Genomic DNA, 15,664 nt, shown 5'->3' on the forward strand with positions numbered 1-15,664 from the left:
TCTCATTCGTTCCCAATAAGTTTACGGGCAATAAAACCTGTCTTTACTCCCTTATTTAAACTAAAGCTGTCCCCTATAGCTCCCATCACCGTCAGCTTGCGCTTTGACCTCATCAATTCACGCAGCACGTATAGCGCGTTAATACCTGTACAATGTGCGCCCATCATATTCTTTAAGCCAAACAGCTGTAATAGTGCTGCATATCCCCACTCGCCAATGCCACGATCCGCAAGCATGGTCGACAGCGTAGTGATTTTGAGTGCTTTGACTTGGTGAGAAGTTTCATTGGTAGTCGCTGCCCGCACCTAAATTAGCAACACCAAACAAAACAGACATAGAATATGTATACAGTGCATGAGAATTACTTTTGCGTATTTTAAATGGCAGATCAAATTTGAGGAGGAAATAACCAAAGTACCACTTTGAAAAGTTAACAAGTAAACACGCTCTCTTAATGCACAAAAGTAACTTCGACTTAAATTTATCTCTGGCTCTGGAGCAAAAGGTAACTTTAGGCGTAATGCCTAAAGCACCTCTCTCGCTTTAAACTCAAGTACTTGGGCATTGATACAATAGCGGTCTTGACCTTTTGGCCCTTCATTTTTAAAGACATGGCCTAAATGAATGCCGCTGCTTTTTGAGCGTATTTCGGTTCTCACCATTCCATGGCTTAAATCTTTGTGATAGGTCACGCTGTCTTTTACTGGGTGGGTAAACGACAGCCACCCAGTGCCCGAGTTAAATCTATCTCGGGTGTCAAAAAGAACCTTGCCGCTTAATTTATCGATAAATACGCCATCTGGTGTGTTTTTAAAGATATCATACTGCTTGCAAAATGGTCTTTCTGTGCCTTTTTGAAAGGCAATGTCAAAAGCTTCTGATCGACCCAGCTTAAAAGCACCAAGTGCCTTGTAAAACTCTTCTCTCGCCATAAAACCTTGAAAGCCTAGAGACTCAACACCATTTTCAATAAATAAGATCGTTGGCGTCGCCCAAGTCGCGGTTTTTATCATTAGTCCCTCGAGTTGGTCTGCATAGCGAAAATGCAGTGGAATATCACCTTGATAGTCGTTTAACACCTCTTTTTTTAGCTTCTCGCAATAAGGGCAATAGCTTTTAGCATCAATAATCACGATATGCTTACCTTGGGCTAGCATAGTGTTATCTGTTTTATCTTTCGCAACCTTATCAAAGGTCACTCCCGTGCTGTGATCTGGGCAGTATCCCTTGGGATTCTTGGTTAGGTAGTTTTGATGATACTCTTCCGCTGGATAAAATTTTCTAAGCGGCTTAATCTTGGTTTGAATGTCGCCATAGCCTTGCTCAGATAATAAATGTTGATACTGCGCTTTTAATGTGTGGGCCTTGTCACTTTGTTGATCGTCAGTATAGAGAATGATCGAACGATACTGCGTTCCAACGTCATTACCCTGCCGATTTTTTTGGGTTGGATCATGACTTTCAAAGTAGTACTTTAGCAGCGCATCGGTGGTGATAAGATTTGCGTTGTAAGTTACCTTTACCACTTCCGCATAGTTATCTTCATCGAAGCGTCGGCTCGATTTAATGATTTCTCTATAACTTGGCTTAAACCCTTTACCGTCGGCATAGCCAGACTCAGCATCTATCACGCCCGTCATTTTCTCGTAGCGTTTTTCAGGACCCCAGAAACAACCGGAGCCCAACACTAACGTTTTAATATGGTTACTTGCGCCATCAACTTTAGGCTTGGGCATATCTGTCCCCGCGAGCGCCGATACGCCTACACCTAACATCATGATAAACCCTATCGATGCGGCCACCTGTAATGTTCTCATCACTACCCTCTCAATGCTGTATGTCACAACTAAGTATGACTATCACTTCATACTTATTGAACTTAATATGATTTACTGCGTATTAAATGAGACCGCTAAAGGTTAATTATCATTTCATCTAAAGTCGTTCATGATAGTGAAGTAGGTTGTCTGCAAAACTGCAAAGTAAAGGAATGGGTGTGAGTAAAATAAGTGAGAATCTCTATCAAAAGCTAACCAATGATGACGAAGCGCGTGCCTGTAAAGCGATTGACGATAAGGCGTGTAAAGAAGTTCCCGGTAACTACGTACTTATTTTATTGAGTCAACTATTTAGCAAATTAGGAGATGCCCTACTCAACCCAAAGATCACGCTGCCTTGGCTGATGCAATCACTCGGTGCTCCCGCTTATATGATATCGGCTCTGGTCCCCATTCGCGAGTCCGGTTCACTGATCCCACAATTGTTTATTGGCCAGTGGGTGCGTAAGCACGCTAAACGAAAGCACCTTTGGTCTCTCGGCGCACTTACTCAAGCTATTTGTGTACTACTTATGGCACTGCTTGCATGGCAGCAAACTGAAAATCAATTATACGCTTGGTTGGTACTTGGATTACTGGCGATTTTTAGCATCGCCCGCAGCTTAAGTTCCGTGTCGTCAAAAGATGTCATCGGTAAAACTATCCCTAAACAAAAGCGCGGCCAGCTTAGCGGCCAAGCCGCCTCTGTCAGTGGACTTATAACCGTTACATTTGGTGTCGGGCTTTTTATCGCTGCCACTCAAGTAAACAAAGTCAACTTTGTGATCACACTGGTACTAGCTGCAATCTTTTGGCTGATTGGTGCGTTAACGTTCTCAAAAATCAAAGAATATGAAGGGGCAACCGAAGGTGGTGAAAGCGGATTAGATAAAATAAAGCAAGATTTAGCACTGTTGAAAACCGATCCAATACTTAAAAAGTTCATTTTAGCCCGTGGATTGCTATTAAGTTCTGCGCTTATTCCGCCCTATTTCACCGTGCTGGCGCAGCAGAATATTGGCAACGGTGCATGGGTGTTGGCAGCTTTGTTAGCGGTGTCTGGACTTGCTAGTTTAGTCAGTGGTGCATTTTGGGGTCGCCTTGCCGATCAATCCAGTAAACACGTGCTGATTTATGGTGCTACAATCACCGTTGCTATCACTGCTGTACTACTGGCAACTTCTTTATTTTATTCTTCACTGCTAGAAAAAATCTGGTTTATTCCACTTTGCTATTTTGTCATTGCCATCGCTCACCAAGGCGTGCGCGTGGGTCGCAAAACCTACGTGGTCGATATGGCCGAAGGAAACAAACGCACCAGTTACGTCACGCTTAGTAACACAATTATCGGTATTGTACTTTTATTAACAAGTGCACTTGGTGTCGTTGCCTCGGTATTTTCAATTAATGTGTTACTTGCACTCTACATTATGGTCACGATATTAGGCATCGTGCTGACAAGCCGCTTACCTAATGTCACTGAACGGTAAAAGCTGTTACTTCACCGACAAACTGTGTCTAAATTTCTCCAAATGAGGTAAAAACGCCGCAATTTTAGTTATCTGAGGATAAAATTATGTCATTGACTACGCGTTTTTCTGCTTTAGCGCTGGCGGTTGCCAGTATGACTTCTGCAAATGCCGCTGACTTTGAGTTCAATACCAAGCTTGCAGACGCTGATGCACTGGTACTTTTTCAAGCTGGTGAAAACCAAAGTAACCTAAAGTTCCTGGATAAAGACACTCGCAAACAATTGGCGCGCGCAATTGCTGCTGAAGATTTTAAAGGCGCGTATGGCAAAACAGTTGAAGTATTAGCACCTGTAGACTCTGATTATAAGCGTATCTTCATTGTTGGTTTAGGTGACGCAGGCGAACTCAACGCCAGCAAAATGACCAAACTTGGTGGTAACCTACACGCTAAATTCGAAGGTAAAAAGCTGGAGAATGTTGCGGTTGCATTCGAAGACGTTGAGGGAGCGCTTTCAAATGCAGAACTAGCAGCACAATTTGCACACGGTGCAAACCTTCGTGACCACACCTTCGAAGTATACAAAAAAGAGCCAAACACTTTTAACGTAAGCTATCACTTCGACGTTGCCGATAAACAAGCAACACAGGCTCAGTATAAAGCACTACAACACATTCAAGCTGGCGTGTTTTTAGCGCGCGACTTAACCTCTGAAGTCGCAACAGAAATGACTCCAGTAGACTTTGCAAAAGCGGCAAAGGAACTTGAACAATATGGCGTTGAAGTAAAAGTACTAGCACCAGCTGAACTTAAAGAACTTGGCATGGGTGCGCTTGAGGGCGTTGGCCGTGGTAGTGAGCACGGCTCTCGCTTAGTTGTTGCACATTATAAAGGTAACAGCGAGACACCAATTGCCCTGATCGGTAAAGGTATTACTTTCGATTCTGGTGGTTATAGCATCAAAACCGGCGCTTCGATCGCACGCATGAAATCTGACATGGCGGGCGCAGCTGCCGTGCTTGGTACAGTAAAAGCAATGGCGCTAAGCAAAGCAGACGTAAACGTGGTAGCAGTCATGGGTATGGCGGCAAATATGGTGTCTCAGTATGCAATTGCACCGGGTGATGTACTGCGCACTGCAGAAGGTATTAGCGTAGAAGTGGTCAACACAGATGCTGAAGGCCGTTTGGTGCTGTCTGATGCGATGTGGTATGCACGTAAACATTACAGCCCTGAGATCATGATTGACGTCGCGACATTAACGGGCTCTAAAATTCGTGCTGTTGGTAATGAATATTCAGCAATTTTCTCTGAAGATGATAGCTTAATTACAGAATTTACCAACGCAGGTAAGGTTGTGAACGAAAACGTATGGCGTCTACCGCTTGGCTATAAGGACAAACTAAAATCTGACATCGCCGATTTCCAAAACGTAGGTTCAGGTGGTCCTGGTGCAACAACTGCTGCGACTTTCCTACAACAATTTGCAGGTGACACCCGTTGGGTTCATATCGATATTGCCGGTAACGCACTTTCAAGCTCAGCCAAAGACGAAGTACCAACTGGTGGTACAGGCTATGGCGTTCGCCTCTTAAGCGAGTGGCTATTAACTGCTAAATAAATCCTCAGATTTTAAGCCGTGTTTAAACACGGCTTTTTTGTGACTGCAACAAAATGGCAACTGATAGCAATAACTTCGTTTCAATTGCGAGGTGTGTTATAAGAAATATAACGTTTACCAAAGCAACCAATTGTTATTGTCTATGTCCGATGTGAGTTGTTATCTATTAGGTGAGCAAGCAATTGTTGTAAATGCAACATGTTTGCCTGATAGCAAAAGTCCAATTAATCAACGACTGTTCGCCCTCAAGAAATGGCTTGATAGTAGCGGTGATTTTATTGATGTGGTGCCTGCCAAATCTTCCGTTACTGCCTATTTAAAAGACCCCCGTAAAGCCGATCCGTGGCAACATAAAATCCAAGCACATTGGCAAGACCTAGAGGTAGCAGAGGTAAAGCCAACACACCATCATATTGAGGTGTTTTATGGCAAAGAATTCGGACAGGATTTTGAACGCATAGCGGACGAATTACAACTGACACCAAAACAGCTTATCGAGCTACACTCAAGCGTTGATTATCAAGTACAATTTATTGGCTTCTTACCCGGTTTTGCTTACTTATCAGGGTTACCAACCGCACTTCAATTACCCAGAAAATCCACACCAATTACCAAGGTCCCCAAAGGCAGTATTGCCATCGCAGACAGCTACAGTGCAATTTACCCGAGCCAATCTCCCGGTGGTTGGCATTTACTTGGACAAACCAATACTACGCTATTTGACCCAAATTCTGCATCAGCAAGCTTGCTGCAACCAGGAGATATCGTGCGTTTTGTGGAGAAATCATGCTAGAAGTTATTAAACCTGGGCCACTTTCAACTATTCAAGACATTGGCCGTCAAGGACTTCGCCACTTAGGAGTAAGTCAAGCAGGTGTCATCGACCCTGTTGCGCTTAAACTTGCAAATACACTCTTGTCAAATGACGACGATACTGCAGCTATTGAAGTGACCATTGGCTTATGCGAGTTTTACTTCCACGCCCCCACTAACTTTGTTATCACAGGGGCAGATCTCAATGCTGCTTTAAACGATGAAGTGATATACCCTTGCTGGCGCTACAGGGCTAAAGCTGGAGATAAGCTAACATTTAAACAAAACCGCGATGGTTTACGCGCTTATTTGGTGGTCGAAGGTGGATTTACCAACATAGACAAGCTGCTTGGGAGTTATTCAACCGATCTCATGGCAGGCTTTGGGGGTATAAGCGGCCGAGCTCTTAAACAAGGGGACAAGCTGAGCTACACGCCAAGCACTGCCAAGGACGCCGTTGGTGGCCTGCAGCCCAGCTACGAAAAGCTCATTCATTTTATCCCAGGCCCACATCTCGAGTTAATTTCCAACCAGACACTGAGTGTATTAAACGACACCATTTGGAAAGTAAATCTCAGCAGTAATCGTATGGGGATTCGCCTAAGTGGCCATAGTAGCCTAGTGCATGCACATAATATTGCAACCCAAGCTGTCCACCCAGGCGTTATTCAGCTCCCCCCTAGTGGCGAGCCCATTATCCTATTGAATGACTGCCAAACCACAGGCGGTTATCCAATTATTGGTACCATCATTCAAGCCGATATGCGCCACTTGAGCCAATTGGGCGCGGGCGATTGTATCCATTTAAAATCAACATCCCTTATAGATGCAGCAAAGGAATCTCACCGAGTACAGGCGCATCTCAATCAGCTAAGGCTAGCGCTTAAAAATAAAGAACAACAAAATGACTGAGCTAAATCTCCTTCCTCTTTCGGGCATTGCTGTGATTGTTATTGGCTTTGCTCTGAGGTTTAATCCCTTATTGGTTGTCACCTCGGCAGGTCTAGTTACTGGTTTTGCCGTTGGAATAGACTTTGTCGACTTAATTGCCACCTTTGGCGAAAAGTTTATGAACTCTCGCCAGCTTGCAAGCTTTCTACTTATCTTACCCGTGATTGCAATTTTAGAACGTTACGGCTTACAGCAGCGCGCTAAAGCTTGGGTTGCGGGCATAAAAGGGGCAACCACTTCTCGAATTTTAAGTATGTATTTTGTGGTCCGTGAGTGCTCCGCTGCGCTGGGGTTAATCAATTTAGCGGGCCAAGCGCAAACCGTTAGACCACTGCTCGCTCCGATGGCGATCGGCGCTGCGGCAAACCAATACGGCGACCTGCCACAAGATGTAAAAGACATGATAGGCGCACATGCTGCCGCCTGCGATAACATCGCCGTGTTCTTTGGCGAGGATATTTTTATCGCCTTTGGTGCTGTACTACTAATGGATGCATTTTTAAAAGAAAACGGCATTGCCGGGATTGAACCGCTACATATCGGACTTTGGGCAATACCAACCGCAATTGCCGCGCTCATTGTTCATCTTTTCCGGTTAGCGCGATTTGAGGCAAAAATCCGGGCAGAAATTGCGCGCTGTCAGCAGCAACAAAGCGAAGAAGAGCAAACACCTAGCAATACAAATTCAGCGCTTAAGGAGGAGTCATTATGAGCTTAATGAACACTCCTGACGCGCAATCTAGCTTACTTTCAATTGACAACATCTATTTATTAATTGGCTTTATTGTTATGTTTTTAGTGGTGAAAACGCTACAAGATAAGGCCCATCCTAAGCGCCTCACCACCGCCCTATTTTGGTTTTTATTTGGCTCTGTCTTTATCTTTGGTGATGCTTCTATCGCGTTGATTGGTGAGCGAAATACTTATTTATGGATTGGCATCAACGTGGTGATCATCGCACTACTTGCAGGTATGAATATGGTTTCCATGGGAAATTACGAAATGCCGTGCGAACGAGCCAAAACAGAAGACGCAAATCGGTTTGGTAATAAATTGTTCGTTCCTGCTGTACTTATTCCAATAGTTACCGTGATCTGTACTATCATCTTAAGTGAGATCCAGCTCGGCGACTTTTATCTATTCGATCAGGATCACGTGACGCTTTCAGCACTGACACTCGCTTGCACCATCGCATTACTGGTGAGCTGGAAAATAACCAAAGGCAGTCCACTACAAGCACTTTCTGAGTCTCGTCGCTTGGTCGACTCAATAGGCTGGGCAGCAATATTGCCACAGATGCTTGCAATGCTTGGCGGCGTATTTATCGTCGCCAACACAGGCACTGCAATCCAAGACTTAGTGACATTATTTATTTCGCCAGATAACCGTTTTATGCTCGTTGTACTGTATTGTGTGGGCATGGCACTCTTTACCATGATTATGGGCAATGCTTTTGCCGCATTTCCGGTAATGACGGCGGGTATTGCGCTGCCATTTTTGATCCAAGGCCACGGCGCTGACCCTGCACCGCTTGTAGCAATTGGCATGTATTCGGGTTATTGCGGAACACTGATGACACCGATGGCCGCTAACTTCAACATAGTGCCAGCGGCACTGTTAGATTTAAAAGATAAATACCAAGTCATTAAAGTGCAAATACCAACCGCTATAACGTTATTGGTGATTAATATTTTTCTTATGTACGGAGTCGTTTTTTAATGTCCAGTTACAGTAAACCTTGTGTCCTCGTTACTGGGTTCACCCCATTTGGTGGTGAGTCCATCAACCCTTCATGGCAATTAGCTCAGCTATTAGAAGGTGAGACCATTGAAGGCCACCTGATCCACACAAAAGAGTTACCTTGTGAATTTGACAAAAGTATTGAGTCTTTAACACAAGCGATAGATAAGTATCACCCAAGCATCGTGATCTGTTTAGGCCAGGCTGGTGGACGCTGTGATATCTCCATCGAACGTATCGCGATTAACATCAACGATGCCAGAATAGCCGACAACGCAGGAAACCAGCCGATAGATACACCAGTCGTTACACACGGACCCGATGCTTACTTTGCCTCTTTACCAATAAAAAGTATGCTAAGTAGTGCGATTCAGGCGGGAGTTCCTGCAAGTATTTCTAATACTGCGGGTACTTACGTGTGCAACCATGTGATGTATGGATTACTGCACTATCTTAGTACACATGACTTAGCGTGCCGTGGTGGCTTTGTGCATATTCCATACTTGCCCTCCCAAGCGGCGCACCACCCTGGTGCACCCAGTATGGACATTGACACCCTAGTTAAAGGAATAAAGATCCTATTAACCAGTGCCATTACACAAAAGCAAGATATTAAGCTTGTCGCTGGAACGACACACTAATAAGAATTGCCCTACAATGGTGCAAGATTGCACCATTGCATATCACAAAAAATTCACATTTTCTCTATTTCATTGTGTGACTTATCAAATTATTTTTGGTAGAACTTAAACTATCTCATGGTAACTATGCTTCCGTGAGCAATAATAATTTGTTGATATTATCAACACATAAATAGGAATGAGGAAATATGTGTTCAATTTTCGGCGTACTTGACATCAAGACCGATCCCCTTGCACTTCGAGAGCAAGCGATCGAAATGTCAAAAAAACTAAGACACCGTGGCCCCGACTGGTCAGGGGTATATTCAAGTGAAAAAGCCATCCTAGTTCATGAACGTTTGGCAATTGTCGGCGTTTCTAGCGGCGCACAACCATTATTTAACCCTGAAAAAACACATATTTTGGCGGTAAATGGTGAAATTTATAATCATAAAGAGCTTGCAAAAGCACTGACCGTTCCATTTGAATTTCAAACAGAGTCAGACTGTGAAGTGATCTTGGCGCTATACAAGCAAAAAGGCCCTGAGTTTTTAGATGATCTCAATGGAATTTTTGCATTTTGTTTGTACGATGAAACGGAAGATGCCTTTTTAATTGGTCGTGATCATATCGGTATCATTCCACTTTACACTGGCCGTGATCAAAGCGGTAACCTCTATGTCGCCAGCGAAATGAAAGCGCTCACACCTATTTGTACACAAATTGAAGAGTTTCCTCCTGGCCATTATTGGTATTCAAAAGAAGGGGGTCCAAGAGAGTATTACCAACGCGACTGGCAAGCGTTTAGTGCTGTAAAAGACAATGAGGCCAGCCCCGAAGCGGTTAAAAATGGGCTAGAAGCCGCAGTAAAACGCCAATTGATGTGCGATGTGCCATATGGCGTGTTGTTGTCTGGTGGTCTCGATTCTTCTGTGATTTCCGCTATCACACAAAAGTTCGCAGCAAAGCGTATCGAAGATGATGATGCTTCCGATGCTTGGTGGCCAAAACTTCACTCATTTTCCATTGGCTTGGAAGGCTCACCCGATCTCGCTGCGGCACAAAAGGTAGCGGATAAAATCGGCACAGTTCACCATCCCATTCACTTTACCGTACAACAAGGGCTCGATGCCCTTAAAGAGGTGGTCTATCACCTAGAGACCTACGATGTCACAACCATTCGCGCTTCTACTCCTATGTACCTTATGGCACGCTACATTAAAGCTATGGGCATTAAAATGGTGTTATCGGGTGAAGGGGCTGATGAACTATTTGGCGGCTATTTGTATTTCCACAAAGCACCAAATGCTGAAGAGTTTCACAACGAGCTAAATCGAAAGATCTCGAAACTGCATATGTTTGATTGCTTACGTGCAAATAAGTCGATGGCAGCTTGGGGAGTTGAAGCACGTGTTCCCTTCTTAGATAAAGAATTTGTCGATATTGCCATGCGTACCAACCCAGACTACAAAATGTGTAAAGATGGCCGTATCGAAAAGCACATTATCCGCGAGGCGTTTGATGGCTATTTACCCGATGACGTATTGTGGCGCCAAAAAGAGCAATTTTCTGATGGCGTGGGCTATAGCTGGATCGATTCGCTAAAAGAGTATGTCAATCAGCAAGTGAGCGATTCGGATCTTGAAAACGCCCACTACCGCTATCCAATCAATACACCGGATAGCAAAGAAGCCTATTATTATCGCACCATTTTTGAGTCGCATTTCCCAGGAGAAGCGGCAGCTAAGTGTGTTCCTCACGGCAAGTCTGTGGCGTGTTCAACGCCCGAAGCGCTTGCTTGGGACGAGTCTTTCCAGCGCAATGCCGATCCATCAGGTCGCGCAGCAAGCTCACACAACGAAGCGTATAATCAAAAATAAGAAAGTAAAAAAGGGACGCTCGTCCCTTTTTAAAAAACTGACAGTGTTTGAATTAAATAAAACGCTTGATAATAAAGTCGACTTTCACACGCTTAGCCTGGCCAAGGAGTTTTTTCACAGGTGCTGGATAATCCGCCAATGTCTCGAGATCATCGTGGCTTTCGATGCGACGGCAATGTTTTAAGATCTCTTGCTTTTCTAACTCGATTTGAGGCAACAATGCTTTGTCGGGATCTTCTATTAGAATGCCATTTTCAATATCTAACCCCCATGCCCTTGGGTTGAGGTTATGACCACTCATTAAATGCGTATCGCCATCTTTGCTCACTCCCTTCAAGTGAAACGAGTTGTTGCCATCTTGCCACAGATACACATCCAACAATCCGGCAGTTATAAAGCGGCGTTGCGACTTGATAAATTTATACAAAATGGTTTCGTACAAATACGGAAGCGCTCCAATTCGGCTAAATGGCTGCTCTGGACTGATATAGAAATCATTTGCCGTTTTATCCCCCACCACTATTGTCACCTTTTTACCTGTTTTCAGTAAACGACGTAACGAGCGAAGTAAAGGAGCCGGAAAATTGAAGTAAGGGGTGTAAAGTACTAACTCTTGTTCTGTGGTATCGAAAAGCGCCTTAATAAGACGGTTTAGCTTATTAGTTCTACGACCAAAACCTAAAAATGGACGAACCGTTAGACCTTCTCGACTGTTCGCCTTTGAAATATCATAACTGGCCTTTTTCAACTGTTTCATCAGCTGTTTTTGCTCAGTACGAATGTCGAGTAAAGTAGGTAATGGACGGATGTCGAGTCTAGGTACTGCGTCAGACGCTATCAGCACTTGATCGGTAAAGTGGCAAAAGCTATCCGCGAGCTGTGCTTGTTTAATCACAAAATAGCGGTCTAGACGGTATTTTTCATCATGATGCAAATAGACATTATTTAAACTAGCACCGCTATAAAGCAGGATATCGTCAATAACAAAGCCTTTTAAATGCAACACGCCAAAAAGTTCTTTTGCTTTTACCGGCACACCATACACTTCAACTTGAGTGTCCAGTTGCTCTTTTAAATCACAATATAGCTTGGCGTTGCCTTCTGACTTTTCAGCGCCAATGAGGCCGCGTTGCGCACGGTGAAAATCAACCAACACTTTTACCGTTAAGTCTGGATTTTGCTGTGCAGCCTCGTGCAATGCGTGCAATATCTCACGACCCGCCTCATCATCTTGTAAATAAAGTGCGGTGATATAAATACGCGTTTTTGCCTGTGAGATCAGTTGTAAAAGTGTCTGATGATATTGCTTAGCATCAGTTAACACCTCACAATCTTGTGCACTTAACCCGAAGCCTGGGGTATTCTGCCAAAATGCCATATGTACCTTTTCAATTAGGCTATCAACTCTTGATAGCAAAACAAAATTCTCTAAAACATATCAAAAAAAAAACCTGAGGTCATGAAATACTGCTGTTTTTTGCTAGTCCCGAACAAGATTGCTCAATCTGTAGTCGATTTAAAACAAAACAGTACAAATTTTTTGACAACTTGCCAATTTATACCAAATCAGATTACGGTTTTTTATTTACTTCCCTATTGAATTACATAGAATCGAACAAACTTTTGCTTAATAGCATTTTTTAGAATTTAGTTAGGAAAATTACATGAGCGATGCAAAACACTGCAAACTGTTGATTTTAGGTTCGGGTCCTGCAGGTTACACTGCCGCGGTATACGCAGCACGGGCAAATTTAAACCCAGTACTAATCACAGGTATGCAGCAAGGTGGTCAGCTGACTACAACTACTGAAGTCGAGAACTGGCCTGGTGATGCACATGGTTTAACGGGTCCAGCTCTTATGGACCGTATGAAAGAGCATGCAGAGCGCTTTGAAACTGAAATCATTTTCGATCACATCAACAAAGTTGACGTGACGAAGCGCCCTTTCACACTCACTGGCGATCAAGGCACTTATACTTGTGATGCGTTAATCATCGCAACAGGTGCATCTGCTAAATACCTTGGTCTTGAGTCTGAAACAGCGTTCCAAGGCCGTGGCGTATCTGCTTGTGCAACTTGTGATGGATTCTTCTATCGTGGTCAAAAGGTTGCGGTTGTTGGTGGTGGTAATACCGCGGTTGAAGAAGCACTTTACCTATCAAATATCGCTGAAGAAGTACATGTTATTCACCGCCGCGATTCTTTCCGTAGTGAGAAAATTCTTGCCGATCGCTTAATGGATAAAGCGGCGAACGGTAACGTAGTATTACACCTAAATCGCACACTAGATGAAGTGCTAGGTGATGAGATGGGTGTTACTGGTATTCGTATCAAAGATGCTGATTCAGAAGCGACAGAGCAGCTTGATCTTGCTGGTGTTTTCATCGCGATTGGTCACAAACCAAACACAGATATGTTTGAGGGCCAGCTAGAGATGAAAGATGGTTATTTGGTAGTGCAATCAGGCCTCAATGGTAATGCAACACAGACTAGTGTTGAAGGTGTATTTGCAGCAGGTGATGTGTCTGACCACATTTACCGTCAAGCAATTACCTCAGCAGGTACAGGCTGTATGGCAGCACTAGATGCAGAGCGCTTCTTAGACAGCCAAAAATAATAGATAAATGGGTCGGTCTAGACTGGCCCTCTTCCCTCCTTGCCTTAATTTGCTATATTGAAATAAATAACAATCTTGTAGTTTGTTCAATGATCCAACAACTGTTCCATCTCGCCCGCGATGACTTTCGCTTTCCGCCAAATCACTATGCCTTGTCTGAACCAGATGGACTGCTTGCCATTGGCGGGTGTTTACAGGTAAAACGACTGAAAAACGCTTATGCCAATGGGATCTTTCCTTGGTTTAATGAAGGTGAGCCAATCATGTGGTGGAGCCCAAGCGAACGCGGGATCTTGGAGCTTCAAGATTTTCATTGTGGTAAAACGCTAAGAAAAGCCCAACGCAAACTCAGTCCGACCGTCACAATCAATACCGCCTTTTCACAAGTGATTCAAGCTTGTAGAAATCAACGAATGGCCGCTGAAGGAACTTGGATCACGAATGCGATGTTGGCTGCGTATCAGCAAGCGCACATTCAGGGATTAGCACATAGTGTGGAGGTATGGGATAAAGGCAACCTCGTTGGCGGGCTCTATGGCATCATGCAGTCCGGTGTATTTTGTGGTGAATCTATGTTCCACACCTTACCTAATACGTCCAAAATGGCGATGTGGGCACTGGTTAATTGGCTCAAAGCCCATCAAGCACATTTTATTGATTGCCAACTCGAAAATCCTTATTTAACAAGTTTGGGATTAAAAGTTGTACCAAGGAGCGAGTTTTTGACTAGACTTAGATTGGCGGATCGATTTGAGATCCCATCATCAATGTGGCAGCCTCAGGAGTTGAAAGCTATCTATGAATGAACACTTTCCTTCTAAAATCGGACTGAGCCAACAATTTAGTTGTAGTTATTTACCTGAGCAGAAGGAACAGTTACTGGTTATTCTAGACCCAAATTGTTACAGCCCAGATAGATTTGAACAATTGTTAGCATTAGGGTTTCGCCGCAGTGGAGACCAGATTTATCGTCCGCACTGTCCCGCATGCTCAGCTTGTCAATCAGTAAGAGTATTAACTCAAGAATTTAAACCGAGTAAATCTCAAAAGCGCAAACGTAATAAATTAAAACAAGATTATCAGCTTATTATTAGCCATCAGGAGCGGCCTGAATACTATCCGTTATACGAGAAATATATCAGTCTACGCCACAGCGATGGCTCTATGTACCCACCTAACCGTCTCCAGTACGAAAGCTTCTTATTTTGTCGTTGGATGAACATCGTCTTTATCGAGCTATGGCACAAAGATAAATTAATTGCAGTGGCGGTCACAGATTCAATGCCCTATTCATTGTCTGCTATTTACACCTTTTTCGATCCTGAGTATGAATCACTAAGTATCGGTACTATCATGATCATGGCTCAGTTAGAACAGGCGGCGAAACAGAATAAACCCTATTTGTACTTGGGTTATCAAATCGACGAATGTAAAAAAATGCGTTACAAAACCCAATTTGTTCCAGCACAAAAGTTAGTTAAAGATATTTGGCAAGATATTGATCCCGCTCCCCCGCAATCTTGTGGTTAGTGCTTAGTATTCCTGCATGCTTAAGCTCAAATGCAGGAATACTTCTCCTTTTACACCCTTATTATCCCGTTGCATGGACAAAAAACATGCGTTACTAGCAGACTTTCCTATGCTAGAATAGCGCCCTTGCCTAGTAATATGGCTCCAGATTTTGAGATGCGTTAGGAATAGAAGCGAAAAACTTTAGTAAAACTGGCTGAATAAACGACCAAATTAACAAAAAATCAGCTTGTAACTTTACTTATTCCCCGCTTTTGGGCAAAATCTGCATCGTTTAATTTAACCAAGAGGTGATACGCTACACATGGCGAAAGAAGACGTAATTGAAATGCAAGGCACGGTCCTTGACACGCTACCAAACACAATGTTCCGTGTTGAACTAGAAAATGGTCACGTGGTTGTTGCACATATTTCTGGAAAAATGCGCAAAAACTACATCCGTATTTTGACTGGTGACAAAGTTACTGTTGAAATGACGCCTTACGACCTATCAAAGGGACGTATTGTCTTCCGTGCTCGTTAATCTGCGTGTGTAGATTTATACTAAGTTGATGCCGTAAACTCGTTGATACCCAAGCGACTTCAACATACTGATGTTACTTAG

15 protein-coding genes are annotated in these 15,664 nt (G+C 43.6%); 12 read left to right on the forward strand and 3 right to left on the reverse strand.

The genetic code is table 11. The features are described 5' to 3' along the window. Positions 1 to 2: 2 nt before the first annotated feature. Both MHN32_RS19410 and msrA read right to left on the reverse strand, forming a co-directional pair. Positions 3 to 305 carry a hypothetical protein gene (locus MHN32_RS19410; RefSeq protein WP_010604902.1) on the reverse strand — a complete coding sequence of 101 codons (303 nt, stop codon included), beginning with the start codon at positions 303 to 305 and terminating at the stop codon, positions 3 to 5. Positions 306 to 524: 219 nt separating this feature from the next. Further along, positions 525 to 1,778, reverse strand: coding sequence for a peptide-methionine (S)-S-oxide reductase MsrA (gene msrA, locus MHN32_RS19415; protein WP_239422573.1), 1,254 nt, complete (start codon positions 1,776 to 1,778; stop codon positions 525 to 527). A 212-nt stretch (positions 1,779 to 1,990) separates the two neighbouring features. Between msrA and MHN32_RS19420 the strand changes: the two genes are divergently transcribed. The 8 genes from MHN32_RS19420 (at position 1,991) to asnB (ending at position 10,912) form a co-directional block, all read left to right on the forward strand. Beyond that, the gene (locus tag MHN32_RS19420) at positions 1,991 to 3,307 is read left to right on the forward strand and encodes an MFS transporter (protein WP_239422574.1); all 1,317 of its coding nucleotides are present in this window, start codon (positions 1,991 to 1,993) and stop codon (positions 3,305 to 3,307) included. 86 nt (positions 3,308 to 3,393) lie between these two features. Next, positions 3,394 to 4,908: a leucyl aminopeptidase gene (locus tag MHN32_RS19425; protein ID WP_239422567.1), complete on the forward strand. Its 1,515-nt coding sequence runs from the start codon at positions 3,394 to 3,396 to the stop codon at positions 4,906 to 4,908. A 142-nt stretch (positions 4,909 to 5,050) separates the two neighbouring features. Then, on the forward strand, positions 5,051 to 5,701 hold the full coding sequence (gene pxpB, locus MHN32_RS19430) for a 5-oxoprolinase subunit PxpB (RefSeq protein WP_239422568.1): 651 nt from the start codon (positions 5,051 to 5,053) through the stop codon (positions 5,699 to 5,701). Next, positions 5,695 to 6,633: a biotin-dependent carboxyltransferase family protein gene (locus MHN32_RS19435; RefSeq protein ID WP_239422569.1), complete on the forward strand. Its 939-nt coding sequence runs from the start codon at positions 5,695 to 5,697 to the stop codon at positions 6,631 to 6,633. The genes pxpB and MHN32_RS19435 overlap by 7 nt, the downstream gene beginning before the upstream one ends. After that, positions 6,626 to 7,384: a DUF969 domain-containing protein gene (locus MHN32_RS19440; RefSeq protein ID WP_010372454.1), complete on the forward strand. Its 759-nt coding sequence runs from the start codon at positions 6,626 to 6,628 to the stop codon at positions 7,382 to 7,384. The genes MHN32_RS19435 and MHN32_RS19440 overlap by 8 nt, the downstream gene beginning before the upstream one ends. Continuing rightward, positions 7,381 to 8,391 (forward strand): DUF979 domain-containing protein, encoded by a 1,011-nt coding sequence (locus tag MHN32_RS19445; RefSeq protein WP_239422570.1) that lies wholly within the window; start codon positions 7,381 to 7,383, stop codon positions 8,389 to 8,391. Before MHN32_RS19440 ends, MHN32_RS19445 begins: the two co-directional genes overlap by 4 nt. After that, a complete protein-coding gene (gene pcp, locus MHN32_RS19450; RefSeq protein WP_206473153.1) occupies positions 8,391 to 9,053 on the forward strand; it encodes a pyroglutamyl-peptidase I in 663 nt (220 codons plus the stop codon). Before MHN32_RS19445 ends, pcp begins: the two co-directional genes overlap by 1 nt. A 188-nt stretch (positions 9,054 to 9,241) precedes the next feature. Next, the gene (gene asnB / locus MHN32_RS19455) at positions 9,242 to 10,912 is read left to right on the forward strand and encodes an asparagine synthase B (protein ID WP_239422571.1); all 1,671 of its coding nucleotides are present in this window, start codon (positions 9,242 to 9,244) and stop codon (positions 10,910 to 10,912) included. Between the two features lie 52 nt (positions 10,913 to 10,964). Here asnB and pssA read toward each other — a convergent pair whose 3' ends face one another. Further along, on the reverse strand, positions 10,965 to 12,290 hold the full coding sequence (gene pssA / locus MHN32_RS19460; protein WP_239422572.1) for a CDP-diacylglycerol--serine O-phosphatidyltransferase: 1,326 nt from the start codon (positions 12,288 to 12,290) through the stop codon (positions 10,965 to 10,967). Between the two features lie 286 nt (positions 12,291 to 12,576). On the opposite strand from pssA, the gene trxB reads away from it, so the two are divergent. From trxB to infA, 4 genes are all read left to right on the forward strand, one after another. Further along, complete coding sequence (gene trxB, locus MHN32_RS19465) at positions 12,577 to 13,530, forward strand: thioredoxin-disulfide reductase (protein ID WP_174168783.1); 954 nt, start codon at positions 12,577 to 12,579, stop codon at positions 13,528 to 13,530. 89 nt (positions 13,531 to 13,619) lie between these two features. Beyond that, positions 13,620 to 14,336: a leucyl/phenylalanyl-tRNA--protein transferase gene (gene aat / locus MHN32_RS19470; protein WP_010604913.1), complete on the forward strand. Its 717-nt coding sequence runs from the start codon at positions 13,620 to 13,622 to the stop codon at positions 14,334 to 14,336. Further along, the gene (locus MHN32_RS19475; RefSeq protein ID WP_010604914.1) at positions 14,329 to 15,060 is read left to right on the forward strand and encodes an arginyltransferase; all 732 of its coding nucleotides are present in this window, start codon (positions 14,329 to 14,331) and stop codon (positions 15,058 to 15,060) included. The genes aat and MHN32_RS19475 overlap by 8 nt, the downstream gene beginning before the upstream one ends. A 304-nt stretch (positions 15,061 to 15,364) precedes the next feature. Further along, the gene (gene infA / locus MHN32_RS19480) at positions 15,365 to 15,583 is read left to right on the forward strand and encodes a translation initiation factor IF-1 (RefSeq protein WP_002962494.1); all 219 of its coding nucleotides are present in this window, start codon (positions 15,365 to 15,367) and stop codon (positions 15,581 to 15,583) included. The last annotated feature ends 81 nt before the right edge of the window (positions 15,584 to 15,664 follow it).

The sequence above is a fragment of the Pseudoalteromonas sp. Of11M-6 genome (assembly GCF_022347905.1).
Classification (GTDB): Bacteria; Pseudomonadota; Gammaproteobacteria; order Enterobacterales; family Alteromonadaceae; genus Pseudoalteromonas.